This window comes from Nocardia sp. NPDC056064 (assembly GCF_042266925.1).
Lineage (GTDB): Bacteria > Actinomycetota > Actinomycetes > Mycobacteriales > Mycobacteriaceae > Nocardia.
Genome location: NZ_JBHJWO010000001.1, coordinates 3,454,357 through 3,479,471, shown reverse-complemented (window position 1 = coordinate 3,479,471; position 25,115 = coordinate 3,454,357). Strand labels below are relative to the sequence as shown.

Sequence of the window (25,115 nt, the reverse complement as noted above, 5' to 3'; positions counted from 1 at the left end):
CGATGGCCGGTGCGGACCCGAATCCTGTCGTCGATGGTCGTCAGACTACCGACGACAGGCCGGGAAATCAGTCAGCCCAGACCGTTTCGATCGGTGTCGCGACGGAGGGCGGCGGGGTGGGGATGCCGCCGGGGGTGCGCGAGAAGCGCGGCGCGGGCGCGTGCTGCACCACGCCGTCGATCTCGATCAGGCCGGTGCGCGCCGCGATGTGCGGGTTCTCGGTGGCCTCGGTGAAGGTGAGCACCGGGGTGGTGCAGGCGTCGGTGCCGTCGAAGATCGCGGTCCACTCGTCGCGGGTCTTGGTCTTGAACTTGTCGGTGAACAGCTTGCGCAGCTGCTCCTGCCCGTCCGGGTCGAGCTGGTTGGGCAGACCTTCCGCGTCGATCCCGAGTCCGGCCAGCAGTTGCTCGTAGAACTGGGGCTCGATCGCGCCGACGGCCATGTACTTGCCGTCGGAGGTCTCGTAGGTGTCGTAGAAGGCCATGCCGGTGTCGAGCAGGTTGGTGCCGCGCTCGTCGGACCACAGGCCGATCCCGCGCATGCCCCAGATCATGTGCGACAGCGCCAGCGCGCCGTCGACCATCGCGGCGTCGATCACCTGGCCCTTGCCCGAGCTCTGCCGCTCCACCAGCGCGGCGAGCACGCCGAACACCAGGAACATCGAGCCACCGCCGAAGTCGCCGACCATGTTCAGCGGCGGCACCGGGCGCTCGCCCTTGCGGCCGATGGCGTTGAGCACGCCGGTCAGCGAGATGTAGTTGATGTCGTGGCCCGCGCGGTCGGCGAGCGGACCGTGCTGGCCCCAGCCGGTCATCCGGCCGTAGACCAGGCGCGGGTTGCGCGCCAGCGCCTCGTCGGGTCCGAGGCCCATGCGCTCGGTGACGCCGGGGCGGAAGCCCTCGAGCAGCACGTCGGCCTTCTCGACCAGGTCGAGGATCTTGGCGACGTCGGCGGGGTCCTTCAGGTTCGCCTCGACGATGGTGCGCCCGCGCCACTGCGGACGCTCGAGGAAGCCGGGCAGCTGCTTCGGGCGCTGCACGCGCACCACGTCGGCGCCGAGGTCGGCCAGCAGTAGCGCGGCGTGCGGGCCGGGCCCGATGCCCGCCAGCTCGATGACCTTGATGCCCGCGAGGGGCCCCTGCTTGGCGGTGGACTCGCTGCTCACGCCTGACCTCAGTTCGTCGTCGAACGGTATTGACACTTCGACAATAGCGCTGGGATGGCGGCTCGGGTAGCCGATGGGCGAGAATTCGGTGGCGCTACTCGGCGCGGAAACGGGAGGACCCGGTAGTGAGCGTGTGGGGTGAGGTCGTGGTCGGCCTCGTCATTCTCGTCGGCATCGTCGGCGTGATCGTACCGATTCTGCCGGGGGTGATTCTCATCTTCGCCGCGATCGCGGTCTGGGCGTTCGTCACCGGCGGCACGACGGCCTGGACGGTGCTCGCGATCGCCTCGGTCGCGCTGATCATCTCCGGCGTCGTGAAATACACCTGGCCGGGGCGCCGGATGCGCGAGGCGGGGGTGTCCAACAAGGCGTTGCTGGCCGGGGCGGTCCTGGGTGTCATCGGGTTCTTCGTGATCCCGGTCGTCGGCCTGTTCATCGGCTTCGTGCTCGGCGTGTACCTGGCCGAGCTGTACCGGTTGAAGGTCAACCGGCTGGCCTGGCCCGCCACCGTGCACGCGCTCAAAGGCGTCGGCCTGTCCATGCTCGTCGAACTGTTCGGCGCGCTGATCGCGGCCGGTGTCTGGTTCACCGGCGCGATCATGGCCTGAGCTACTTCTCGATCACCGGCAGCGGGCGGGTATGCGCGTCCGCGCCGGGGAGCTGGTCGCGGGGGATCGGCACCGTCGGATTGTCGGTGCGGGGCATCGGCATGGTCGGCAGCGGGTCCGCCGCGGGCCGGTCGACGGCGGGCAGCCGGTAGAACTCGCGGGCATTGTCCTCGAGCACGGCGTGCACATCGGCCCCGACGACCCGGCTGATCAGCTCGACATCGCGATCCTCGAACGGCCTGCCCGCGCGCGTACCCGGCAGATCGGTGCCGAACATCAACGCACCCGGGTTCACCGCGTGGATGCGCCGCAGCGTCTCGGCCACATCCATGTCGACCCGGCCGAACCCCGTCGCCTTCACCCTGGCCCCGCGATCCACCAGATCCAGCAGATACGGCAGGCCCTCCTCGGACATGCCCAGGTGGTCGATCGAGAGCGCGGGCAGCTTGGAGATCACCGGTTGCAGCGAGGCCAGCATCTGCCCGTCGATGTAGAGCTCGACGTGCCAGCCCGCCAGCTCGTGCGCGCGCAGGGCCTGCAGGGTCATCTCGGTGATGTCGGCGGCGGCGCGCTTGAGGTTGAAACGCAGCGCGCGGACGCCGGCCCGGTCCAGTTCGATGATCTCGTCGTCGGTGGCGTCCAGATCCAGCCGGGTGACACCCACCCAGTCGGGCCCGAGCGCGGCCAGCGCGGCTTTCAGGTAGGACTGGTCGGTCCCCTGGAACGAGGCGCTCACCACCGCCCCACCCCGAACCTCGAAGCGCTGCATCCGCTTTCGGTAGTCATCGATGATGTAGTGGTCTGGGAGGTAGCCCTCGTTCTCGATCAGCGGAAACCGCGGATCGATCACGTGAACATGCGCATCGAACACTTGTACAGAATGCCCTATTTCTGGAGCGCTGGCGCGCTCGAGTTCGCGGCCCCTTGGGTCCCGTCGATCAGGCGCCGTTGCTTGCTCCTTCGTCGCGTACGCAACGGCGCCTGATCGACGGGACGGCCGCGAACCGCCGACTTCGTCGGCGATCCCTCCTCGAGGTCGGGATGTGCGGTGCCGGTAGCGCGGTCAGCGCGGCCGTCCGTCGTGCCTAGACCTTGTTGGGCTCCGAGGCGCGCAGCATGTCCTCGCGCTCGACGACCTTCACGCGCTCGCGGCCCTCGGGCTCGCCCAGGGCGCGCTCGTGGGCGTCGAGGCGGTACCAGCCGGCCCAGGTGGTGAACGGGATGCCCTTGCTCTCCAGGAACTCGGTCACCGCGTCGAGCTCAGGCTTGGCCGCGGGGGTGAAGTCCTTGGCGTCGTCGAGCAGGCAGGCGATGGTCTCGTTGGCGTCACCCTTGGTGTGGCCGATCAGGCCGACCGGGCCGCGCTTGATCCAGCCGGTCACGTAGGTGGCGGGCATGAAGCGGGCCGAGCCCTCGGCGGCCTCGTCGACGAGCACGCGCCCGGCCTCGTTGGGCACGGTGCCGGCCTGGTCGTCGAAGGGCAGCTGGGTGACGTTCTGCGACAGGTAACCCACCGCGCGGTAGATCGCCTGCACGTCCCACTGCTTGAACTCGCCGGTGCCCTTGACGTTGCCGGTGCCGTCGAGCTGGGTGCGCTCGGTCTTGAGACCGACGACCTGGCCGTTCTCGCCGATGATCTCGGCGGGCGACTCGAAGAAGTGCAGGAACAGCTTGTGCGGGCGGTCGCCCTGGTCGCGGATCGCCCACTGCTCGAGGGTGTTGGCGACCATGTCGACCTGCTTGGAGTTGCGGCGCGCCGCCTCCGAGCCCTCGTCGTAGTCGATGTCCTCGGGATCGACGATCACCTCGATCGTCGGCGAGTGGTCGAGTTCGCGCAGCTCGAGCGGGGTGAACTTGGCCTGCGCCGGGCCGCGGCGGCCGAACACGTGCACCTCGACGGCCTTGTTGGCCTTGAGGCCCTTGTAGACGTTCGGCGGGATCTCGGTCGGCAGCAGCTCGTCACCGGTCTTGGCCAGCACGCGGGCCACGTCCAGGGCCACGTTGCCGACACCGAGGACGGCGACCTTCTCGGCGTCCAGCGGCCAGCTGCGCGGCACGTCCGGGTGGCCGTCGTACCAGGACACGAAGTCCGCGGCGCCGTAGGAGCCGTCGAGGTCGATGCCGGGGATGGGCAGCGCGCGGTCGGCGTTGGCGCCGGTGGAGAAGATCACCGCGTCGTAGAACTGACGCAGGTCGTCGAGGTTGATGTCGGTGCCGTAGTCGATGTTGCCGAGCAGGCGCACCTGCTCCTTGTCGAGCACCTTGTGCAGGGCGGTGATGATGCCCTTGATGCGCGGGTGGTCGGGGGCGACGCCGTAGCGGATCAGGCCGAACGGCGCGGGCATGCGCTCGTAGAGGTCGATCGACACCTCGGCATCGGACTTCATCAACGCGTCGGCGGCGTAGATACCGGCCGGGCCGGCACCGACGATCGCGATGCGAAGTGGGCGAGTCGCTGCACTCTGTTCGGTCATTTCTACGCGCACCCTTTGGTCGAAAACTATTGACGGCGTCAATTTAGCTTAGGCTAAGTTGACAGTCCGGCTGCTGGCAGCATTCCGCCGATTCTATCCGCGCTGTCGTGGCCACCCGGCGCGCGGTGCGGTTGCTCGCGCCCGGTCTGTCAGGATTGCACCATGAACGAGGAGCGAACCGGCTCGGACGAGCAGCCCATCGTGGTGGATCAGACCGACAAACGATCGGTCGTCCCGTTCGTCGCGGCCGCGGTCATCGCGGTCCTGGTGCTCATCGGGATCGTGCTGGGCGGCTTGCTCGCGCCCGCTGAGAAAAATGTCACAGAGGCCGACCGGTTCGCGGCCGCCGTCACCAACTATATCGACGCGCGCTCACGCAGCGAGCTGCGTCCGCCGCCCGGTGTCGCCTGCCCCGGGTTCGACGAGGAGAAATCCGGCCTCACCGAGCGGCTCGGGGGCGCGAAATCGGCGGTGACGATCGACAAGAAGGGCTTCGCGAACGCGACCGTCAACGGTGATCGCGCCAAGATCGACGCCACCGTGCTGATCGGCGACACGCCCGCCACCAGCACCTGGAACCTGACCAGGGTCGAGGGCACCTGGCTGGTGTGCGCACCCTGACCTGTTTGACACGGTGACCAGTGCCGGGGCAATCTCAGATCGCAAGGTCATGAGTGCCAGCGCCAAGCCCCGGCTCGCTGGCCGGCAACCCTCCTCCGCGGTGGGGTGCTCCGGGTGACGACCTGGCCGTGTGTCCCGGAGTTCCGGCACGGCAAGAGCGGATTCACGCAGGAGGTTCGACATGACTTACGCCGGCGACATCACCCCTGAGAAGGCGTGGGAGATCCTGACCGAGCACCCCGGCGCGGTGCTGGTCGACGTGCGCACCGAAGGCGAGTGGGCGCAGATCGGCATCCCCGACACCAGCTCCATCGAGCGCCCGGCCCACTTCATCGAGTGGGTCGACGGCACCGGCGCGCGAAATCCGGAATTCGGCGCCCAGCTCGAGCAGGCGCTGGCCGGCCGCCCCGACGACGCGCCCGTGGTGTTCCTGTGTCGCTCCGGTCAGCGCTCCATCGGCGCGGCGACCGTGGCGACCGCGGCGGGCATCGCCCCGTCCTACAACGTGCTGGACGGTTTCGAGGGCGGACCCGACGCGTTCGGCCGGCGTGGCAGCGTGGGCTGGCGCGCGGTCGGCCTGCCGTGGCGCCAGGCATAAGGAGAGAACGCATGATCACCGGTGGTTCGTTCGACAAGCCACTGCCCGAGGGCGTCGGCCCCGCCACCCTCGGGGTTCGCGGCGGACTGCGCCGCTCCGGTTTCGAGGAGACCTCCGAGGCGCTGTATCTGACCTCGGGTTTCGTCTACGAGAGCGCCGAGGCCGCCGAGGCCGCGTTCACCGGCGAGGTCGAGCACTTCGTCTACTCCCGCTACGGCAACCCGACCGTGGCCATGTTCGAGGAGCGCATCCGCCTGCTCGACGGCGCCGAAGCCGCGTTCGCGACCGCTTCCGGCATGTCCGCGGTGTTCACCGCGCTGGGCGCGCTGCTGAAGGCCGGCGACCGGCTCGTCGCCGCGCGCAGCCTGTTCGGTTCCTGTTTCGTGGTGTGCAACGAGATCCTGCCGCGCTGGGGCATCGAGACCGTCTTCGTCGACGGTGACGACCTCGAGCAGTGGGAGCAGGCCCTCTCGGTGCCCACCCAGGCCGTGTTCTTCGAGACCCCCGCCAACCCGATGCAGACCCTCGTCGACGTCCGCAAGGTCACCGAGCTGGCCCACGCCGCGGGCGCGAAGGTGGTGCTGGACAACGTCTTCGCCACCCCGCTGCTGCAGCGCGGTTTCGAACTCGGCGCCGACGTGGTCGTCTACTCCGGCACCAAGCACATCGACGGCCAGGGCCGCGTCCTCGGCGGCGCCATCCTCGGCGCCCAGGACTACATCGACGGCCCCGTCAAGAACCTGATGCGCCACACCGGCCCCGCCCTGAGCCCGTTCAACGCCTGGACCCTGCTCAAGGGCCTGGAGACCATGCCGCTGCGCGTGCGCCAGTCCACCGATTCCGCGTTGAAGGTCGCCCGGTTCCTGGAGACCAACAAGTCCGTGAACTGGGTCAAGTACCCCTTCCTGGAATCCCACCCCCAGCACGCGCTGGCCACCGAGCAGATGTCCGGCGGCGGCACCGTCGTCACCTTCGAACTCGCCGGCGACAACGGCAAGAAGCGCGCCTTCGAGGTCCTCAACCGCCTGCGCGTCATCGACATCTCCAACAACCTCGGCGACGCCAAAACCCTCATCACCCACCCCGCCACCACCACCCACCGAGCCATGGGCCCCGAAGGCCGAGCCTCCATCGGCCTCTCCGACGGCGTAGTCCGCATCTCGGTCGGCCTCGAAGACATCGAAGACCTCCTCACCGACCTCGACCACGCCCTGAACTAGCCCGCGCGAGTAGGGGATCGGATGACCGGAAGCCGGTGCTGCCCGTCGTCACCGCACTAAACTGCGGTCATGACTGGGGGAATCGCGCGACCGGCGACCATCTACTACCCATCGATGTTGCGGACTGTGCTGATGATCTGGCTGTCCGCGGTGTTCGTGGTGATCGGTGGGGTGATCGTCTGGCTCGGCCTGGCCGGTGACAGCGATGTGCCGCTGCTGGGGCTGGTCGGCGGCGTGGTGTGCCTGCCGATGGGTATCGGCTGCGGAATCTTCTTCTTCGGTCGCCTGATCCGGCTCCGCCCGGAACTCGTGCTCACCGCCGAGGGCATCGAGCACCGTCAATCGGGCACGCTGACCTGGGGCGAGGTTTCCCACGTGCGGCTGTTCGTCCAGCGCACGTCGGCGGTGTCGACGATCCGCTACGTCCAGGTCGGCCTGCACGACCCCGCCGCGTACTTCGCCCGCAGCTCGCGTTGGATCCGCCTGCTGGCCAAGACGAATCAAAAACTCGGATTCGGCACGATCAACTACCCGGAATCCATGCTCGGCACCTCGGCGGAACTGGTCATCGCGGCAATGCGCTCCTACCACCCCACCCTGATCGTCACGCCCTGAGCCAGGTCGCCGAGTGGGTTGTTACGGCGCGGCCCGCTCCGACTTCCGCAGCTCACTGAGCACATCGGTGTCGAGCAGGTAGTTCACAGCTCGGAGTCCTTCAGTTCGAGCCCGAGCGGCGCCGGATCGAAGTCGATGTCGTCATCGTCGTCCATGCTCGATCGAGCGACGAGGTCCTCGCTGTCCGCGCGCAGCCGCCGGTAAGGGAACACCGCCCTGGCCGCGCAGCTACCCGGATCGGGCCGCGTCGAGTTCGGCGATCACCTCGTCGATGTCGTTGACGACGAAGAGTTCGGTCCCTGCGTCGGTGTCCAGGCGCAGCCGGGTGCGCAGTCCACCACTGAACAGTCCGCCGTCAGCGTTCTGCCTGCCGACGGAACGCAGCTGGGCCAGCGGCAGCTCCCAGCGCTTGCCCCCGGTGACCGAGTCCAGGTGCGTGGGGACGAAAAGCAGCCGGCTCTCGGTCAGATACAGACGCCCGCCGACAGCCCGGCTGCCCTGAGTCCGATTGGCGAGCTTCTGCCACCGCACCGTTTCGGAGGGCCCCAGCCCCGGATTCCCGATCCACAATCCCATGAGTCAGTCCTTGTTTCGAACTACGAGTTGGCCCTGGTGGATCGACGTCAGGCCGGGTGCTGTTAGCAGCCCGGCTCAGACCTTGCCGACCCTCAGGCGATGGTGAAAGCCTCGTCGCCGAATCGCGCCACCACTTCGACTTCGCCGCCGAGCCCCTCGACGTACTTGCGGATCGTCTCGAGCCGCGACCGTTCGATCTCACCGTGTTCGATCTTCGACACCGTCCGCTGGCCGATCCCGATCCGGTCGCCGAGCTCGGTCTGATTGAGTTGCTTGGCTTCCCGGAGTTCGGCGAGCCGATACGCCCGCTCCACAGAACGCATCTTCTTCCGCACGGCCGCGACTCGTGCCGGGTCGTGCCCGCCGTCTGGATGCCGAGACCGGTTGCTTTCGAATAGTTCCATCAGCCCAGTCCTCCAAGGTGCTCATCGAAAATGCGGTCGGCGATGGGGATATTCTCCCGATACCACTGCTGCCATCGGTGTGTCTTGTCGCCGGCGATCAGCAGTATTGCCGATCGCTTCGGATCGAACGCGAAGATGATTCGCGCATTCGACCCTGGTATCCGAAGTTCCTTCATGTTCGAATGCCGCGATGCGACGAGTGTGTCGACCCACGGGCGCCCCAGCCCCGGGCCTCTTTCCTCCAATTCCTGACGCGCTGCCTCGTAGTGGTCGAACATGACGCCGTCCAAGCCATCCACCCAGTTCAGGACCTGCTTGGTGAGGTAGACGTTCCATCCCACCTCACGAGAATACGCCCTGTGGCATCTAGATGCCACAGGGCGTATCAGGCGTCGGCCGTTTCGTGGATCAGTTCTTGTCGACCTCCCCGTTCGACAGCGCCTTCTGCAAGGAGTTGAAGACCGTCAACCCCTGGCCGACCATGCCGTTGACCAGTTCGCCGACGCCGTCGGGGCCGTTGAGGACGGTGAGGTTGGCGTTGGCGAGGCCGGTGGAGGCCTGTTTGACGATTTCGGGGAGTTGTTCGATGAGCAGCTGGTCGAGGGCGATGCGGTTGTTGGAGGCGGCGGCGTCGGCCTGGATGCGGGTGCGGTCGGCTTCGGCCTCGGCGAGGATGCGGACGCGTTCGGCTTCGGCCAGGGCGGGTTTGACGACCTCGGCCTGGAGTTCCTGCTCGCGCAGTTCGGCGTTCTTGCGGGCCTGTTCGGCCTGGGCGGTGAGCACTTCCTGGCGGGCGATGGCGTCGGCGAGCGGGCCTGCCTGGGCGGCTTCGGCCCTGGCCTTGTCGATATCGCGCTGGTACTGCGCCTTGAGGATGGAGGTCTCGCGCTCGTATTCGGCCTGGCGGCGCAGCGATTCCTGTTCGGCCTCGGCGGAGCGCTGGGCGGCCTGGGCCTGGGCGATCTGGGCGTCGCGCTGCACGGCCGCGTTGTGCGGGGCGGCCAGGGCGTTGATGTAGCCGAGGTCGCCGTCGTCGATGGACTGGATCTGGAACGAGTCGACCCACAGGCCGATATTGCTCATCTCCACCTTGGAGGCCAGCAGTACCTCGTCGGCCAGCTTCTGGCGTTCGCGGATGATCTCCTCGACGGTCATCGAGCCGACGATCGAACGCAGGTGACCGGAGAAGATGCGCCCGGTCAGCACCGACATCTCCTGCTCCTGCTCGGACAGGAAGCGCTGGGCCGCGTTGACGATGGACGGGGTGTCGTTGGCGACCTTGAACGCGATCACCGCGCGCACGTCGAGCTGGATGGCCTGCTTGGTGACGCACCGCTCGCGGATCTCGGATTCGAACATCGCCAGCGACAGGTAGCGCACCTTGCGGAACAGCGGAACCACCCAGGTGCCGCGCCCGATGACCACCTTGAACGGCGCGTTGTCCTTGCTCTTGGCACCGCTGACCAGCATGGCCTCGTCGGGATCGGGAACGTGATAGCCCAGCATGCGAGCCCCTTCTCTCAATTGTCCTGCGGCGGTTGCGGTGCGAGGGGAATCCAGCTGACCACGTCGACGACGCGCCCCGGATGGACCGCGACGATCAGCACCGTGGCGCCCGCCTCGATCGGCTCCTCGGCCCGTGCCAGGTAGAGCTCGGTCCCGCCACGGATCGCGATCAGGACCTCGCCGAGCGCGCCCGCCGCACGGATCGATGACGTGATGGTGCCCGTCATGCCCTGCACGGGGTCGGTCATCTCGGCTGAACCTCCTTGTCTCGCACCGAATGCGGTGAGCTTACGAAAAGAGGGTTGCAAAATTCTTATTGACAGCATCCTGTCAAATCTGACAGCATACTGTCATGACGAAGAAAACAGTCCACGCCGCGGTCTACGACACCCTCGCCGACTGGGAGGCGGGCGCCGCCCTGGCGAATATCGCCGACACCTCCTGGCATCGCGAGCCCGGTGTCTTCGAGGTGCGCACCGTCGGGCTCACCGCCGAACCGGTCACCACCATGGGCCGCTTCCGCGTCACCCCCGACCTCGCCCTGGCCGATCTCGACCCCGCCGACAGCGCCATGCTGATCCTGCCGGGCGCCGAACTGTGGTCCGGTGACGCGCTGAATCCCTTCGCGGAGGCCGCGAAGCGCTTCGTCGAGGCGGGCGTTCCGGTCGCCGGAATCTGCGGCGCCACCATCGGTCTGGCGCGGGCCGGACTGCTCGACACCCGCGCGCACACCAGCAACGACCCGGAAACCCTTGCCGAGACCGGCTATTCGGGCGCGCGGCACTATGTCGACGCCCCGGCGGTCACCGACGGTGACGTGATCACCGCGAATGCCATGTCCCCGTTCGAATTCGCGCGCGAGATCTTCGCCCGCCTCGACCTCTACGAGCCGCCGGTCCTCGACGCCTGGTTCCAGCTGTTCGCGCACAAGGACGCCTCCGCCTACGCCGCGCTGGCCGGACAGTGACGCCCGAACAGGAACTGCTCGACGGCGCCGCGCTCACCGTCTACCGGCTCAACGGCCAATTCCTCACCATCGGTGACGGATTGGCCGCGCCCGCGGGCATCTCGGTGGCCTGGTGGCAGGTGATGGCGGCGGTGCAGCAGCAGCCGCTGCCGGTCGCCGGGATCGCGCGCGCGATGGGCATCACCCGGCAGAGCGTGCAGCGGGTGGCGGATCTGCTGGTGGCCGATTGCATTTGCGAGTACCGGCCCAATCCGGCGCACAAGCGGGCCAAGCTCGTCGCGATCACCGAAGCGGGGCTGGCCGCCATCGAGCGGATCGGCCCGCAGCACGCGGCCATGGCCGAGCGCCTCGCCGCGGTACTCGGCCCGGCGGAGTTCGCCGCCACCGTCGCCACCCTCACCCGGCTCAGCGCGGCACTCGACACGATCATCGACGGATCGGACCGCGGCTGAGGCGCTGATGCATCCTTGCTATGGTCCCAGGCGCGTGATCGAACAGTCCTCTTCGCCCGGGAAACCTCAGCTACGGATCGGATCGAACATGTCGAAGACACTCGCCGCGGCAGCCGCGGTTCTGGCCGTCCTCGGAGCGCTCACCGCGGGCCCGATCGGCACCGCGCACGCCGCGGAGCCGGCGGTGCTCGGTGGCGGTTCCGGCATCCTCGTCGACGGCGCGACCTGCACCCTCACCACGATCGGGCACGACGCCGCGGGCCGGTTGGTCGGGCTCACCGCGGCGCACTGCGGGCCGGAGGGGGCGAGCATCGTCGCCGAGACGAATGCCGAGGCGGGCACCGTCGGCACGGTCGGCTACCGCAGCGAGGCCATGGACTACTCGGTGATCACCTTCGATCCGGCCGTGGTGGTGCCGGTGAACCGGGTGGGCAATACGACCATCACCGGCGTCGGCGGCCCGGCGCAGTTCCCGGACATCGCCTGCAAGGAAGGCCGCAGCACCGCGCAGACCTGCGGACTCGCCTACGGTGACCCGCTGGAATCCGGGATCGCCACGCTCACCCAGATCTGTGTGGTCTCCGGTGATTCCGGCGGTCCGGTGGTGGTGGGCTCCACGCTGGTCGGGATGGTCAACGGGTATGTCTATGTGCCTTGCCTCGGCCCGGAGGTGGGCATGAACATCACCGCGATCCTCGCCGACATCGACGGCCGCGGTGACCTCGGCGCCGGTTTCCGGCCCATCTGACCCAGAGAACGACGAAGCCCCTCGTCACCGAGGGGCTTCGTCGTGTCGGGGATCAGCTCTGCAGCGCTACCTCGATCTCGAGGGTGAGGGTGATCTTGTCGCCGATCACCGTGCCGCCGTCGGGCAGCGGCATGTCGATGTCGAGACCGAACTCGCGCCGCGAGACCACGGTCTTGGCCTCGAACCCGGCGACCGGACCGTTGCCCATGCCGGGGTTCACGCCGAGGAACTCGACCTCGAGCGAGACCGGCTTGGTGTTGCCGCGCACGGTGAACTCACCGTCGACGACGAAATCGCTGCCCTCGCCGCGGAATCCGGTGGACTTGAAGGTCATCACCGGGAACTGCTCGGCGTGGAAGAAGTCGGCGGTGCGCAGGTGGCCGTCGCGCTGGGCGTTGTCGGTGGTCAGCGAGTCGACGCGGATCTCGGCGTGCGCGGAGGCGGAGCCGTCCTCGCCGATGACGAGCGCGCCGTCGAAATCGGTGAAGCGGCCGCGGACCTTGCTCACCATGAGGTGGCGGACGGAGAAGCCGACGGTGGAGTGGCTGGCGTCGATGGTCCAGGTGCCCGCGGTGAGGCCGTTGGCGAGTGCGGTGGTCATAGGGAACTCCTTGTGGGGGTGAGGTTTCCGGCGAGCAGATCTTCGAAGGGGGTGGTTTCGGCGTAGGGGTCGACGGTGCGGGTGCGCGATCGTCCGGCCAGGAGTTCGGTGAATTCCTCGGCGGCACGGTCGATTCGGCGGTCCAGGCCGTCGCCCGCGCCGTCGCCCCAATCCGTGGACGCCGCGTAGACGGCGGTCGGGACGACGACCGAGCGCAGATAGGCGAACAGCGGTCGCAGCGCGTGTTCCAGCGCGAGCGAATGCCGTTCGGTGCCACCGGTGGCACCGATCAACACCGGCATCCCGACCAGCGACTCCGGTTCGAGCACGTCGAAGAACGTCTTGAACAGGCCGCTGTAGGAGGCGTTGAAGATCGGCGTCACCGCGATCAGGCCGTCGGCGGTGACGACCCGGTCGATGGTGGTGCGCAGAGCGGGGGAGGCGAACCCGGCGACGAGGTTGTCGGCCAGGTCGCGGGCTTGTTCACGCAGGTCGACGAAGTCGAGTTCGACGTCGTGGCCCCGGGCCGTCGCGGCGGCGAGCCGCTCGGCGAGCAGCCGGGTCGAGGAGGGCTGCGACAGCCCCGCCGAGACCACGGCGATGCGTGCGGTCATGCGGCGACCTCCGTTTCCTTGGCGGCCAGCAGCGACGCGTGGGTCGGCGCGTCGGGCACGTGCGCGGGACGACCGGCGGCGAACTCCTTGCGCAGCACGGGAATCACTTCCTCGCCGAGCAGGTCGAGCTGTTCGAGCACGGTCTTCAGCGGCAGGCCCGCGTGGTCGACGAGGAACAGCTGACGCTGGTAGTCGCCGAAGTTCTCGCGGAAGGTGAGCGTCTTCTCGATGACCTGCTCCGGGCTGCCGACGGTGAGCGGGGTCTGCTCGGTGAACTCCTCGAGCGAGGGCCCGTGCCCGTAGACCGGCGCGTTGTCGAAGTACGGCCGGAACTCGCGCACGGCGTCCTGGGAGTTCTTGCGCAGGAACACCTGGCCGCCGAGCCCGACGATCGCCTGGTCGGCGCTGCCGTGCCCGTAGTGCTCGTAGCGGCGGCGGTACAGGTCGATGAGCCGCTGGAAGTGGTCGGTGGGCCAGAAGATGTGGTTGGCGAAGAAGCCGTCACCGTAGTAGGCGGCCTGTTCGGCGATCTCCGGGCTGCGGATCGAGCCGTGCCAGACGAACGGGGGGACCTCGTCGAGTGGGCGCGGGGTCGCGGTGAACGATTGCAGCGGGGTGCGGAAGCGGCCCTGCCAGGTCACCACGTCTTCGCGCCACAGCTTGTGCAGCAGGGCGTAGTTCTCGATCGCGAGGGGGATGCCGTCGCGGATGTCCTTGCCGAACCACGGGTAGACCGGGCCGGTGTTGCCGCGGCCGAGCATCAGGTCGACGCGGCCGTCGGCCAGGTGCTGCAGGGTCGCGAAGTCCTCGGCGATCTTGACCGGGTCGTTGGTGGTGATCAGCGTGGTCGAGGTCGACAGCTGGATGCGGTCGGTGCGGCCCGCGATGTAGCCGAGCATGGTGGTGGGCGAGGACGGCACGAAGGGCGGGTTGTGGTGCTCGCCCATGGCGAACACGTCCAGGCCCACCTCCTCGGCCTTCTGCGCGATGGTCGTCATCGCCTTGATCCGCTCGCCCTCGGTGGGGGTACGGCCGGTCGTCGGATCGGTGGTCACGTCACCCACGGTGAAGATTCCGAACTGCACTGGCCCTCCTCGGCTCGCTTTGGTTGCCATGGCAACTATAACTAGTGGACGAGGAAACTTATTCCGGTGAGAGCTAGCTCACAGGTCGGTGAAGGGCCTGCTGGTGCGGCCGACCAGGTCGGCGACGGAATCGACCACCATGGTCGGGCGGAAGGGGTAGGCCTCGACCGAGGACTTGGTGGAGATGCCCGAGGTGACCAGGACCGTGCGCAGGCCGGCTTCGAGCCCGGCGATGACATCGGTGTCCATCCGGTCGCCGATCATGACCGTGCTCTGTGAGTGCGCACCGATGCGGCGCAGGGCCGAGCGCATCATCAGCGGGTTGGGTTTGCCGACGTAGTAGGGGTCCTTGCCGGTGGCCCGGGTGATCAGCGCGGCGACCGAGCCGGTGGCGGGCAGGACGCCGTCGCGGGAGGGGCCGGTGGCGTCGGGATTGGTGGCGATGAACTTGGCGCCGCGGTCGACCAGGCGGATGGCGGTGGTGATGGCCTCGAAGGAGTAGGTGCGGGTCTCGCCGAGCACCACGTAGTCCGGGTCGACATCGGTGAGCACGTAGCCGATCTCGTGCAGCGCGGTGGTGAGGCCGGATTCGCCGACCACGTAGGCGGTGCCGTTGGGGCGCTGCTCGTCGAGGAAGGTAGCGGTGGCCAGCGCGGAGGTCCAGATGGACTGTTCGGGGATGTCCAGGCCGGTCTGGCGCAGCCTGGCCTGCAGGTCGCGCGGGGTGCGGATGGAGTTGTTGGTGAGGACCAGGAACGGGATCTCGTTGGCGCGCAGCTCGGCGAGGAACTCGTCGGCGCCGGGGATCAGCTGGTCCTCGTGGACCAGCACACCGTCCATGTCGGTCAGGTACGACAAGATCTGCTCATCCTTGGCGGTCACCAGCTAATCATCCGCTAAACCCGGTCGCCGTGCTACCGGGCAGTCGGTACGCGTGTTGGTTAGTGTCGAGACGGCAGGGGCGCGACGAAGCGAAGACAGGAGTGGCTGAGATGGTTGATCTCAAGCTCGGATACAAGGCGTCGGCGGAACAGTTCGGACCGCGCGAGCTGGTCGAGCTGGCGGTGGCCGCCGAGGAACACGGTCTCGACAGCGCGACCGTGAGCGATCACTTCCAGCCGTGGCGGCACGAGGGCGGGCACGCGCCGTTCTCCCTGGCCTGGCTGGCCGCCACCGGCGAGCGCACCGAGCGCATCACGCTCGGCACCTCCGTGCTCACCCCCACGTTCCGCTACAACCCGGCGGTGATCGCCCAGGCGTTCGCCACCTTCGGCTGCCTCTACCCGGGACGCGTCATGCTCGGTGTCGGCACCGGCGAGGCGCTCAACGAGATCGCCACCGGCTACAAGGGCGAATGGCCCGATTTCAAGGAGCGTTTCGCCCGGCTGCGCGAATCGGTGCAGCTCATGCGCGCGCTGTGGACCGGTGACCGCGTCGATTTCGACGGCGAGTACTACCACACCGTCGGCGCCTCCATCTACGACGTGCCCAAGGGCGGCATCCCCGTCTACATCGCCGCGGGCGGCCCGGTCGTCGCGCGCTACGCGGGCCGCGCGGGTGACGGTTTCATCTGCACCTCCGGCAAGGGCATGGACCTCTACACCGAGAAGCTGCTGCCCGCCGTCGCCGAGGGCGCGGCCAAGGCCGAGCGCGATGTCGCCGGGATCGACAAGATGATCGAGATCAAGATCTCCTACGACACCGATCCCGAACTGGCCCTGCAGAACACGCGTTTCTGGGCCCCGTTGTCGCTGACGCCCGAGCAGAAGCACGACATCACCGACCCGATCGAGATGGAAGCCGCCGCCGACGCGCTGCCCATCGAGCAGGTCGCCAAGCGCTGGATCGTGGCCAGCGACCCCGACGAGGCCGTCGCCCAGATCAAGCCCTACCTCGACGCGGGCCTCAATCACCTGGTCTTCCACGCCCCCGGCCACGACCAGCTCCGCTTCCTCGACCTGTTCCAGCGCGACCTGGCGCCGCGCCTGCGCGCACTGGGCTGACCCCTCCCGCGCCGGTTCCCTGATGCCGGGGACCGGCGCGGTCAGGCCCGGCGCAGGGCGAACATGCGCAGGTTGCGGGTGGTGCGCTCGCGGTAGGCCGCGTACGCGCCGGTGACCTCGACGAAGCGGGCGAACAGGGCGTCCTTCTCGGCGTCGGGGACCGGCGTCGCGGTGACGGGAATGCGCTCACCGGCGATGGCGACGGTCGCCGACGGGTCGGCCAGCAGGTTCGCGGTCCAGGCGGGGTGGTGCGCCTGGCCGAAGTTGGAGCCGACCACGTAGAGGGTGTCGCCGTCGTGGACGTAGAGCAGCGGCTGGGTGCGCGCGACGCCGGACTTGCGGCCGGTGGTGGTCAGCAGGATCACCGGGGCGCCGATCGGGCCGAGCACGGTGTACTTGGCGTCGGTGCGTTCCAGGATGGCCCGGTCCAGCGGGGTCAGAGTGCGGATCACCCAGGATCCGGGCTTGGTGGCGGCGAAGCGGTTGGCCGCGCGGGACAGGGCGCTGCTGCGCGATCCCCACTGCCGATCCGGGAAGGACGTCGTCATGGGCGGGACTATAACGCGGTCGAACACACCACACCGCCCGGCCGAATCGCCATCGATTAACTAAGCTCGCCAGCATGGTCGAACATGCGCCGTCCACCGTGTACATCGCTTCCCCGGAGGGTGACACCGGTAAATCCACCGTGGCGCTCGGCGTGCTGCAGATGCTGTGCGCGACCACCGCGCGGGTCGGCGTGTTCCGCCCGATCACCCGCTCCTCGGCCGAGACCGACTACATCCTCGAACTGCTGCTCGAGCACAGCACCGCCGACATCGGCTACGAACAGGCCGTCGGCGTCAGCTACGAGGACGTGCACCGCGACCCCGACGCCGCGATCAGCGAGATCGTGATGCGCTTCCACGATGTCGCCAAGGCGTGCGACGCGGTCGTCATCGTCGGCAGCGACTACACCGATGTGGCCAGCCCCAGCGAACTGCGCTTCAATGCCCGCATCGCGGTCAACCTCGGCGCACCGGTGCTGCTGGTGGTGCGTGGCGCCGAGCGCACGCCCGCCGAGGTCAAACACCTGGTGGAACTGTGTTCCGGTGAGCTGGCCGGTGAGCACGCCCAGCTGGTGGCGGTGGTCGCCAACCGCTGCGCGCCCGACGACATCGACGAGATCGGTGCCGCGCTGGCCGATTCCGAGGTGCCCTCCTGGACGCTGCCGGAGGTGCCGCTGCTCATGGCGCCCACCATGGGCGAGCTGTGCGGGGCCATCGACGGCGAGATCTACAGCGGCGACCCGGAACTGCTGCAACGCGAGGCCCTGCGGATCATGGTCGGCGGCATGACCGCCGAGCACATCCTCGAGCGCCTGTCCGACGGCGTGGTGGTGATCGCCCCGGGCGACCGCTCCGACGTCTTGCTCAGTGTGGTGAACGCCCATGAGGCGGCGGGCTTTCCGTCGCTGGCCGGGGTGATCATGAACGGTGGCATCCGGCCGCATCCGGCCATCGCCCGGCTGATGGAGGGCCTGCATCCCAAGCTGCCGATCCTCACCACCGAACTCGGCACCTACGACACCGCCAGCGCCGTGCACCGCACCCGCGGCCGGATGTGGGCGGGCAGCCCGCTCAAGGTCGACACCGCGCTGGCCCTGATGGAACAGCGCGTCGACGCGCCCGCCCTGCTCGAACGCATCCAGGTGCCCGCCTCGAACGTGGTGACCCCGCAGATGTTCGAGTACCGGCTGATCGATCGCGCGCGCGCCGACCGCAAGCGCATCGTGCTGCCCGAGGGTGACGACGACCGCATCCTGCGCGCGGCCGGCCGGGTGCTCCAGCGCAAGATCGCCGACCTCACGATCCTCGGCGACGAGACCTCGGTGCGCGCCCGCGCCGCCGAACTCGGCGTCGACATCGAGGCCGCGCAGGTGCTCGACCCGCGCACCTCCGGCTACCTCGACGAATTCGCCGCCGAATACACCGAACTGCGCAAGCACAAGGGCATGACGCTCGAACGGGCCCGCGAAACCATGGCCGACATCTCCTATTTCGGCACCATGATGGTCTACAAGGGCATCGCCGACGGCATGGTCTCCGGTGCCGCGCACACCACCGCGCACACCATCCGGCCCTCCTTCGAGATCATCAAGACGGTGCCGGGTGTGTCCACGGTGTCGAGTGTGTTCCTGATGTGCCTGGCCGACCGGGTGCTCGCCTACGGCGACTGCGCGGTGGTGCCCGACCCGACCTCCGAGCAGCTCGCCGATATCGCGGTGTCCTCGGCCGAGACCGCCGCCCGCTTCGGGATCGAGCCGCGCGTGGCCATGCTGTCGTATTCGACCGGTGCCTCGGGGACCGGCGCCGATGTCGACAAGGTCCGTGCCGCCACCGAATTCGTGCGCGAGCGGTCGCCGGAGTTACCGGTGGAGGGCCCGATCCAGTACGACGCCGCGATCGAACCGGCCGTCGCGAGCACCAAGCTGCCGAACTCCACGGTGGCGGGCAAGGCGACGGTGTTCGTGTTCCCGGATCTCAACACCGGCAACAACACCTACAAGGCCGTGCAGCGCAGTGCGGGCGCGGTGGCGATCGGCCCGGTGCTGCAGGGTCTGCGCAAGCCGGTCAACGATCTCTCGCGCGGCGCGCTGGTCGCCGACATCGTCAACACCGTGGCGATCACCGCCATCCAGGCGCAGGGGGATCCGGCGTGAGTGACTTGGTACTTGTCCTGAACTGCGGCTCGTCGTCGATCAAATATCAGCTGCTGCACGCGGATTCGGCCCAGGTCCGGGCATCGGGTCTGGTCGAGAAGATCGGTGAGGCGCACGGCGGGCGGGTGGTGCACGAGTGCGGTGACCGGAAACTGGTGCACGAGGGCCCGATCGCGGATCATCGTGCCGGGCTGCGCCAGGCGTTCGAGATGTTCCGCGAGACCGGCATCGACCTGACCACCGCCGGGATCGGCGCGGTCGGGCACCGGGTCGTGCACGGCGGTGAGGTGTTCTGGCGCCCGACGCTGATCACCGACGAGGTGCTCGACACCATCCGCGACCTGTCCCGGCTCGCGCCGCTGCACAATCCGGCCAATGCCGTCGGCATCGAGTCGACCAGCGAACTGCTGCCCGGCATTCCGGAGGTGGCGGTGTTCGACACCGCGTTCTTCCACACCCTGCCCGAGGCGGCCCGCACCTACGCGCTGGACGCGAAACTGGCTGCGGCGCACGGTGTCCGCCGCTACGGGTTCCACGGCACCTCGCACCAGTACGTCTCGGAGAAGGCCGCCGAATTCCTCGGCCGTCCGGCCGGTGAGGTCAACCAGATCATCTTCCATCTCGGCAACGGCGCCTCGGCCTCGGCCGTGCGCGGCGGCGTCGCGGTCGACACCACCATGGGCATGACCCCGCTCGAGGGCCTGGTCATGGGCACCCGCCCCGGCGACCTCGACCCCGGCATCATGCCGCACCTGATGCACGCCGCCGGCCTGGACCTGCCCGCCGTCGAGCAACTGCTCAACCGCGATTCCGGGATCAAGGGCCTGTCGGGCGTCAACGACTTCCGCGAACTCCAGCAACTCATCGACAACGGCGACGCCCAGGCAAAGCTGGCCTTCGACGTCTACATCCACCGCCTGCGCCGCTACCTGGGCGCCTACCTGGTCGAGCTGGGCACAGTCGACGCCATCGTCTTCACCGCGGGTGTCGGCGAGAACAGCCCGACCGTCCGCGCCGCCGCCGTAGCCGACCTCCAGAACCTGGGCATCCAGCTCGACCCCACCCGCAACGAAACCCGTACCCCGGGCGTCCGCCGCATCTCGACCGACTCGTCACCGGTCGCGGTACTCGTAGTCCCGACCAACGAGGAACTGGCCATCGCCCGCGCCGCCCACGAAGTCGCCCTCAGCGCATAGGGTTACGCGGCTCGGCCTCAGAACCAGGACTTGGGGCGCAGGGAGTTCGCGAGGTCGACCAGGGCGTAGCGGTGGGTGCGGTCGGGGGCGTTGCGGGCCAGGGTGCGCAGGCCCTTTTCGGTGCCTTCGCGGAGGTCGCGTTCGTCGAAGGGGCGGGCGAAGAGTTTGGCGTCCTTGCGTTTCGGGGTGTTGCCCGCGCCCAGCCAGGCCAGGGCGGTGCCCTGGACGAGGGTGCGCATGAGGACCGCGCGGTGCTCGCCGGGCGGGATGGACTGGGCGCGCGAGGCGGCCAGGCGCAGCACCTGTTCGTCGAGGTCGGCGACGGGGGAACTGGTGAGCAGCAACAGGATCGCGGTGGTCTGGGCGGTGGTGAAATGCCGGGACGCGGCGGGGACCTCGTCGAGCGCGTGCACCGCCTCGCCCACCTGACCCGCCACGGCCAACTGCCTGGCCAGGCCGAAGGCGGCGCTCACCACGGCGCGGTCGGTGCGCCACACAGTGGCGTAATAGCGTTCGGCGAACGAGCGCCACTGTTCGGGGGCGTCCGATTCCCAGTGCTGCAGAATCAGTTCCGCGGTGGCGGCCAGTGCCAGCTTGGGTGCGATCTCGCCGGGCAGGACCCGCAGCACCGCCTCGAAGGAGCCGAAGGCGGCCTCGTAGTCGAGTTCGAGCAGGCCGGCCAGGCCGGTGAACCAGTCGGTGCGCCAATCGGATTCGTTCGGCGCCCGGTCGAGCAGATGCAGGACCGCGGCCGATTCGCCGAGTTCCAGCCGGGCGCGCGCCTCGGCGTAGAGCAGTTCGCCCGCCAGTGTGTCCGGGGCGTTGTCGGGGTCGGCCTCGGCGCGTTCGCGGGCGTCGTGCAGGGCCTCGAGCACGCGCTCGGGTTCCGGGTTGGCGGTGGCGGCCAGCAGCGGCGCGGACGGGTCGGCGGGGTCGATGAGCGGAATCGGCAGCGCGGCGACCACCGTGCTGGAGTCGAGCAGGGGGGAGCGGCCGACACCGTCGAGGTAGGCGTCGGTCTGGCTGATCAGCTCCTCGGTGCCGAAGCTGGTGCGCTGGGGACTGAAGACTGTGGACAGCTGGGGATGTTCGCTGCCGGTGTCGTAGGCGAGGATCTCGCGCAGCACCCCCGCCAGCTGCGCCGACATCGCCCGCGCCGTCGGAAAGCGCTGTGCCGGATCGAGTTCGGTGGCGGTGAGCAGGAACCGGTGGAAGAACTCGTAGCGCGCCAGCAGCGGTTCGTCGGCGGGGTCGGGGATGCCGTCGAGGTAGCGGCCGTGCTCGCTGGGCAGATCCAGGGTGAGCGCGGCCAGGGTGCGGCCGACGGTGTAGATGTCGGAGGCGGGTGTGGGGCCGGTGCGCGCGATCTCCGGTGCCTGGAAGCCCTTGGTGCCGTAGAGGTTTCCGTAGGCTTCGATAGTGGCGACCGCGCCGAGGTCGATGAGTTTCACCTGGTCCTCGGTGACCATCACATTGTCGGGCTTGAGATCGTTGTAGGTCAGGCCGATCGAATGCAGGTGGTCGAGGGCGGGCAGGATCTCGAGCACATAGGCGATGGCCTCGGCCAGCGGCATCTGTTCCCCGCGCGGGCGGGCGTCGAGGATGTCGCGCAGCGAATGCCCGCCGACGTACTCCATCACGATGTAGCCGATGCTCGACCCGTCCGGGGCGGTGTGCTCGACGAAATTGTGGATCTTGACGATGCTCGGGTGCGCCACCTCGGCCAGGAACTGCCGCTCGGCGACGGCCACCGCCTGCGCCTCGGCGTCACCGGCGTGCAGCAGGCCCTTGAGCACCACCCAGCGGTCGCTGACATTGCGGTCGATCGCCAGATAGATCCAGCCCAGCCCGCCGTGCGCGATACAGCCCTGGATCTCGTACTGCCCGGCGACCATGTCGCCCTCGTGCAGCGACGGCCGGAAATCATAAGCGGCGCCGCAGGTTTCACACACGCCGCTGGAACTGGCGGCCCGCGCGGGAGTCGACCGGCCCACCGGATTCGCGCAGCGCCAGCAGAACCGCCTGCCCTCCGAGACCACCGGATCGGCGAGCACGGCATCGCGGGGATCGGCGGGGGTGACGGTCGGGATCGGCACCAGCCCGGCGCCCAGCCGCCGGGTCGGGCGCGAGCGCGCGGTGCGCACACTGCGCCCGGAGCGCGAGGTGGCGACGGGTTCGGAGACCCAGGAACCCTGGGTCGCGGCGGGCGTGGCCTGGGTGCCGGGTGGGGCGGGCCGGGCAGCGATCTCGGTGACGGCGTGGGAGGGCAGCTTGGGCAGCGGCTGGGTCTCGTCGTCGGCGGGCGGCTCGTCGGGTGACTCGGCGGGCTCGGGCGGCAGCGTCCAGCCGCCGGGCAGGGTGCCGGGGCGGGGGCGTTCGGTGAGCTGGGTCGGCTCGCGCCGCGACAGTTCGGTGGGGGTGTGTTCGGCGGGGTCGTCCTGCGTACTCATCGGCGATCAGTCCTGGTACGTGGGGGCGGGTGGGGTCGGCGGGTCGCCGAGGGAGGCGAGCCAGCGCCGGTGGATGCGCGTCCAGGTGCCGTCGTTGCGGATGCGCTCGAGCGTGGCGTTGACGAAGCGCACCAGGTCGTCGTCGCCCTTGGGGATGCCGATCCCATACGGCTCGGCGCTGATGCTGCCGCCGACCACCTCGGTGTAGGGGTCCTGCGCGGCCAGCCCGGCCAGGATGGAGTCGTCGGTGCTCACGGCGTCGACCTGGCGCTGTTGCAGCACCACCAGACAGTCGGCCCAGGTGGGGACGGTGAGGATGGTGGCGGCGGGCTGGTCGCGCCGGATGTGGTCGAGCGAGGTGGTGCCGCGCGCCACGCAGACCCGCTTGCCCGCCAGGTCGGCCAGGCCGTTGATCCCGGAGTTCTTCACCGCCAGCACCCGCTGATCGGCGCGCAGGTACACCGTGGAGAACGCGACGCGCTGGCGGCGTTCGCAGGTGATCGTCATGGTCTTGGCGATCAGGTCGACGGTGTGATCCTGCAGGGCGCGTTCGCGCTCTTCCGAAGCGAGACTGCGGTATTCGATCAGGTCCGGGTCGCCGAGCAGGTCGCGGGCGATCTCGCGGGCGATGTCGGCGTCGAAGCCGACGATGCGGCCGGTCAGCGGATCGCGGAAGCTGAACAGATTGCTGCCCGCGTCCAAGCCGACCACCAGCCTGCCGCGGGCGCGGATGGCCGCGATGGTGGGTCCGCTCGCGGTGCTGGGGCGCAGGCTCGCGGTGGGGTCGCCGCACTGTTCGCCACCGCGCGGCGGGACCGGGGTGTCGGTGCCGACCGGAATCGCCTTGGCGGGCAACGGCGGTTCGGAGTACACGCCGCGTTCGTCGGGGGCCGGGGTGCTGTCGGAGCAGCCACCGATCAGCGCCGCCGTCGCCAGCAGCAGCGTCGTCCAGACGCGTGCCCGCCTCATCGGTACTCCCGCAGACGCGGCCACAGGCCCAGGCCAACGCCGACGGCGGCCGCGATGCCGAGGACCAGCGCGCCGGGGCTCAGGAAGGACAGCACGTCGATGGCCTGGGAGACCTTGAAGCGCAGGGTGTTCCGGGTCGCGGCCGAGGCTTCGTCGAGCGCGCGGTCGAGCGCGTCGACCTGGGCGGTGGCGTCGGCGGCACCGGGTCCGGTGGCGACCGCGGCCGCGCCGGCGAAATCGCCGCGTTCGAGGGTGTCGTTCATCCGGTCGTGCGCGGACTGCCAGCGGGTGAGCGCGGCGCGGGCGTCGGCGACCTCGGTGCGGGCGGGGGCGTCGGCGGGGTAGCCGTCGAGCAGTTCGATCAGGCGGGTGGCGTTGACCTCGAAGGTGCGGTCGTAGTCGCCGGTCGCGTCGCGGCGCACCAGCTTCACCATCTCCGCGGATCTGGCCTGCTGCACCAGGATCCGGCTCTCGGCCAGCCGCGCCGCGGGAACGGCGCCCTCGTCCCGGCAGCGGATCATCGCCACCGCTGACAGCGAACCCGCCGCCACCGTCCACAGCAGTGTCAGCGCGAGCGCGGCGGTGCCCAGCAGCAGGCCCATGTTGAAGAAGCGCCGCGATCGGCGGGCCAGCTCCACCTGCACCCAGATCAGGGCGCCCAGGGCGAGCATCAGCAGCACGATCGCGGGCCACGGGGGCTGCACGTGCCGGTGCTGGGCCGCGGTCACCGCGTCCATGCGATGACTCTCGAGTTCCTCGGCCATCGGCAGCAGCGTGGTCTGCATCTGATGCGAGGCCTCGCTGAGGTAGGCCGCGCCGACCGGGTAGCCGTTGCGGTTGTTGGCGCGCGCGGTCTCGATCAGGCCGGTGTAGACGGGCAGGCCGGTGGCGATGCCGGTGCGCAGGCGGCGGTCGGTGCCGCTCGGGTCGGCCGCCTCCTCGGCGGAGATGTGCCCGGCCTGGGTGACCAACTCGGCCGCGGCCTCACCGACGGCCTGGGTGTAGCGGTCGCGCACCGCCTGCGGTTCCAGGCCACCGGCGATGAACGCGGTGCCCGCGGCGGCGTCGGCGATCGAGAGCGAGGTGTAGAGGTGGTTGGCCGAGTGGGCGTCGGGTTCGGTGTCGTCGAGCAGTACGCCCAGAGCTTGCTGGCGGTCGCGCACGATGGTGGAAGTCACCGAGCCCGCGGTCACGCACAGCGCCATCAACACCAGTCCGGCGGCCACCAGACGGCCCGGCGAGGACCGCACGAAGCCGCGCATCCGGTCCGGATGGAACTGCGCGCGCAGGGCCGCGACGTCGGGCACGGGCGGTCGCTCGGTGACGATGGCCGGGCGGCGCAGCGCCGCGCGCCTGCCACCGGAACCGGCTGCGGCGGGCTCCTTCGTGGACGTCGTACCCGCTCCGGCCTGCGATGACGGGCCCGAACGTACGGCCGCCACCTCGGTCGAGGCAGTGCGGTTCCCCGGTTCGACCACCGTTCACCTCCCCGACTTGTCCGCGCACCGTTGCTATAGCGGAGTTTATTGTTGTCCTACCGGC

At 69.1% G+C, this 25,115-nt stretch carries 28 protein-coding genes and 1 riboswitch; of the genes, 11 read left to right on the top strand and 17 right to left on the bottom strand.

Going from position 1 to position 25,115, the window contains the following annotated elements; translation table 11 throughout:
* Positions 1–67: 67 nt before the first annotated feature.
* Positions 68–1,165 (bottom strand): CaiB/BaiF CoA transferase family protein, encoded by a 1,098-nt coding sequence (locus ACFC06_RS16065; protein ID WP_375931125.1) that lies wholly within the window; start codon positions 1,163–1,165, stop codon positions 68–70.
* A 125-nt stretch (positions 1,166–1,290) separates the two neighbouring features.
* Here ACFC06_RS16065 and ACFC06_RS16060 point away from each other — a divergent pair, with 125 nt between their 5' ends.
* Complete coding sequence (locus ACFC06_RS16060) at positions 1,291–1,773, top strand: DUF456 domain-containing protein (protein ID WP_375931122.1); 483 nt, start codon at positions 1,291–1,293, stop codon at positions 1,771–1,773.
* Between the two features lies 1 nt (position 1,774).
* Here ACFC06_RS16060 and ACFC06_RS16055 read toward each other — a convergent pair whose 3' ends face one another.
* Together ACFC06_RS16055 and ACFC06_RS16050 are read right to left on the bottom strand one after the other, a co-directional pair.
* Positions 1,775–2,644, bottom strand: coding sequence for an amidohydrolase family protein (locus ACFC06_RS16055; protein ID WP_375931119.1), 870 nt, complete (start codon positions 2,642–2,644; stop codon positions 1,775–1,777).
* Between the two features lie 214 nt (positions 2,645–2,858).
* Complete coding sequence (locus ACFC06_RS16050) at positions 2,859–4,247, bottom strand: FAD-dependent oxidoreductase (RefSeq protein ID WP_375931116.1); 1,389 nt, start codon at positions 4,245–4,247, stop codon at positions 2,859–2,861.
* Positions 4,248–4,409: 162 nt separating this feature from the next.
* Here ACFC06_RS16050 and ACFC06_RS16045 point away from each other — a divergent pair, with 162 nt between their 5' ends.
* From ACFC06_RS16045 to ACFC06_RS16030, 4 genes are all read left to right on the top strand, one after another.
* Complete coding sequence (locus ACFC06_RS16045; protein WP_375931114.1) at positions 4,410–4,868, top strand: hypothetical protein; 459 nt, start codon at positions 4,410–4,412, stop codon at positions 4,866–4,868.
* A 45-nt stretch (positions 4,869–4,913) separates the two neighbouring features.
* Positions 4,914–5,032, top strand: a riboswitch (SAM riboswitch).
* Positions 5,033–5,049: 17 nt separating this feature from the next.
* Positions 5,050–5,466, top strand: a complete 417-nt coding sequence (locus tag ACFC06_RS16040) for a rhodanese-like domain-containing protein (protein WP_375931111.1) — start codon at positions 5,050–5,052, stop codon at positions 5,464–5,466.
* A gap of 11 nt (positions 5,467–5,477) precedes the next feature.
* A complete protein-coding gene (locus ACFC06_RS16035; protein ID WP_375931108.1) occupies positions 5,478–6,686 on the top strand; it encodes an O-succinylhomoserine sulfhydrylase in 1,209 nt (402 codons plus the stop codon).
* Between the two features lie 69 nt (positions 6,687–6,755).
* Positions 6,756–7,301 (top strand): STM3941 family protein, encoded by a 546-nt coding sequence (locus ACFC06_RS16030; protein WP_375931105.1) that lies wholly within the window; start codon positions 6,756–6,758, stop codon positions 7,299–7,301.
* An 83-nt stretch (positions 7,302–7,384) separates the two neighbouring features.
* Here the strand turns inward: ACFC06_RS16030 and ACFC06_RS16025 are convergent, their stop codons facing one another.
* The 6 genes from ACFC06_RS16025 to ACFC06_RS16000 form a co-directional block, all read right to left on the bottom strand.
* The gene (locus ACFC06_RS16025; protein ID WP_375931103.1) at positions 7,385–7,513 is read right to left on the bottom strand and encodes a hypothetical protein; all 129 of its coding nucleotides are present in this window, start codon (positions 7,511–7,513) and stop codon (positions 7,385–7,387) included.
* A 16-nt stretch (positions 7,514–7,529) separates the two neighbouring features.
* A complete protein-coding gene (locus ACFC06_RS16020) occupies positions 7,530–7,877 on the bottom strand; it encodes a hypothetical protein (protein ID WP_375931100.1) in 348 nt (115 codons plus the stop codon).
* A 92-nt stretch (positions 7,878–7,969) separates the two neighbouring features.
* The gene (locus ACFC06_RS16015; RefSeq protein ID WP_375931098.1) at positions 7,970–8,200 is read right to left on the bottom strand and encodes a helix-turn-helix domain-containing protein; all 231 of its coding nucleotides are present in this window, start codon (positions 8,198–8,200) and stop codon (positions 7,970–7,972) included.
* Between the two features lie 80 nt (positions 8,201–8,280).
* Positions 8,281–8,622, bottom strand: a complete 342-nt coding sequence (locus ACFC06_RS16010) for a type II toxin-antitoxin system RelE/ParE family toxin (RefSeq protein ID WP_375931095.1) — start codon at positions 8,620–8,622, stop codon at positions 8,281–8,283.
* A gap of 67 nt (positions 8,623–8,689) precedes the next feature.
* On the bottom strand, positions 8,690–9,787 hold the full coding sequence (locus ACFC06_RS16005) for an SPFH domain-containing protein (RefSeq protein ID WP_375931092.1): 1,098 nt from the start codon (positions 9,785–9,787) through the stop codon (positions 8,690–8,692).
* Positions 9,788–9,801: 14 nt separating this feature from the next.
* Positions 9,802–10,035, bottom strand: a complete 234-nt coding sequence (locus ACFC06_RS16000) for a hypothetical protein (RefSeq protein WP_375931090.1) — start codon at positions 10,033–10,035, stop codon at positions 9,802–9,804.
* A gap of 104 nt (positions 10,036–10,139) precedes the next feature.
* On the opposite strand from ACFC06_RS16000, the gene ACFC06_RS15995 reads away from it, so the two are divergent.
* The 3 genes from ACFC06_RS15995 (at position 10,140) to ACFC06_RS15985 (ending at position 11,954) form a co-directional block, all read left to right on the top strand.
* Positions 10,140–10,754 carry a DJ-1/PfpI family protein gene (locus tag ACFC06_RS15995; RefSeq protein WP_375931088.1) on the top strand — a complete coding sequence of 205 codons (615 nt, stop codon included), beginning with the start codon at positions 10,140–10,142 and terminating at the stop codon, positions 10,752–10,754.
* Positions 10,751–11,206 (top strand): MarR family winged helix-turn-helix transcriptional regulator, encoded by a 456-nt coding sequence (locus ACFC06_RS15990; RefSeq protein WP_375931085.1) that lies wholly within the window; start codon positions 10,751–10,753, stop codon positions 11,204–11,206. Before ACFC06_RS15995 ends, ACFC06_RS15990 begins: the two co-directional genes overlap by 4 nt.
* 88 nt (positions 11,207–11,294) lie before the next feature.
* On the top strand, positions 11,295–11,954 hold the full coding sequence (locus tag ACFC06_RS15985; RefSeq protein WP_375931082.1) for a serine protease: 660 nt from the start codon (positions 11,295–11,297) through the stop codon (positions 11,952–11,954).
* A 52-nt stretch (positions 11,955–12,006) separates the two neighbouring features.
* On the opposite strand, the gene ACFC06_RS15980 is transcribed toward ACFC06_RS15985, so the two are convergent.
* From ACFC06_RS15980 to ACFC06_RS15965, 4 genes are all read right to left on the bottom strand, one after another.
* Complete coding sequence (locus ACFC06_RS15980; RefSeq protein ID WP_375931079.1) at positions 12,007–12,555, bottom strand: YceI family protein; 549 nt, start codon at positions 12,553–12,555, stop codon at positions 12,007–12,009.
* Entirely contained in the window at positions 12,552–13,169 is a 618-nt protein-coding gene (locus ACFC06_RS15975; protein WP_375931077.1) for an FMN reductase, read from the bottom strand. The genes ACFC06_RS15980 and ACFC06_RS15975 overlap by 4 nt, the downstream gene beginning before the upstream one ends.
* Positions 13,166–14,254 (bottom strand): LLM class flavin-dependent oxidoreductase, encoded by a 1,089-nt coding sequence (locus tag ACFC06_RS15970; RefSeq protein ID WP_375931074.1) that lies wholly within the window; start codon positions 14,252–14,254, stop codon positions 13,166–13,168. The genes ACFC06_RS15975 and ACFC06_RS15970 overlap by 4 nt, the downstream gene beginning before the upstream one ends.
* A gap of 78 nt (positions 14,255–14,332) precedes the next feature.
* The gene (locus ACFC06_RS15965; protein WP_375935520.1) at positions 14,333–15,094 is read right to left on the bottom strand and encodes an HAD-IIA family hydrolase; all 762 of its coding nucleotides are present in this window, start codon (positions 15,092–15,094) and stop codon (positions 14,333–14,335) included.
* A gap of 152 nt (positions 15,095–15,246) precedes the next feature.
* Between ACFC06_RS15965 and fgd the strand changes: the two genes are divergently transcribed.
* Positions 15,247–16,257: a glucose-6-phosphate dehydrogenase (coenzyme-F420) gene (gene fgd / locus ACFC06_RS15960; protein ID WP_375931071.1), complete on the top strand. Its 1,011-nt coding sequence runs from the start codon at positions 15,247–15,249 to the stop codon at positions 16,255–16,257.
* A 41-nt stretch (positions 16,258–16,298) separates the two neighbouring features.
* On the opposite strand, the gene ACFC06_RS15955 is transcribed toward fgd, so the two are convergent.
* Complete coding sequence (locus ACFC06_RS15955; protein ID WP_375931068.1) at positions 16,299–16,805, bottom strand: nitroreductase family deazaflavin-dependent oxidoreductase; 507 nt, start codon at positions 16,803–16,805, stop codon at positions 16,299–16,301.
* Between the two features lie 74 nt (positions 16,806–16,879).
* Here ACFC06_RS15955 and pta point away from each other — a divergent pair, with 74 nt between their 5' ends.
* Together pta and ACFC06_RS15945 are read left to right on the top strand one after the other, a co-directional pair.
* A complete protein-coding gene (gene pta / locus ACFC06_RS15950; protein ID WP_375931065.1) occupies positions 16,880–18,958 on the top strand; it encodes a phosphate acetyltransferase in 2,079 nt (692 codons plus the stop codon).
* Positions 18,955–20,154 carry an acetate kinase gene (locus tag ACFC06_RS15945; RefSeq protein WP_375931062.1) on the top strand — a complete coding sequence of 400 codons (1,200 nt, stop codon included), beginning with the start codon at positions 18,955–18,957 and terminating at the stop codon, positions 20,152–20,154. The genes pta and ACFC06_RS15945 overlap by 4 nt, the downstream gene beginning before the upstream one ends.
* 17 nt (positions 20,155–20,171) lie before the next feature.
* Here the strand turns inward: ACFC06_RS15945 and ACFC06_RS15940 are convergent, their stop codons facing one another.
* From ACFC06_RS15940 to ACFC06_RS15930, 3 genes are read right to left on the bottom strand one after another with little or no spacing between them, the layout of a single operon-like run.
* Positions 20,172–22,604, bottom strand: coding sequence for a tetratricopeptide repeat protein (locus tag ACFC06_RS15940; protein WP_375931059.1), 2,433 nt, complete (start codon positions 22,602–22,604; stop codon positions 20,172–20,174).
* Between the two features lie 6 nt (positions 22,605–22,610).
* Positions 22,611–23,573: a glutamate ABC transporter substrate-binding protein gene (locus tag ACFC06_RS15935; protein WP_375931056.1), complete on the bottom strand. Its 963-nt coding sequence runs from the start codon at positions 23,571–23,573 to the stop codon at positions 22,611–22,613.
* Positions 23,570–25,051, bottom strand: a complete 1,482-nt coding sequence (locus tag ACFC06_RS15930; RefSeq protein ID WP_375931053.1) for a hypothetical protein — start codon at positions 25,049–25,051, stop codon at positions 23,570–23,572. Before ACFC06_RS15930 ends, ACFC06_RS15935 begins: the two co-directional genes overlap by 4 nt.
* Positions 25,052–25,115 lie beyond the last annotated feature (64 nt).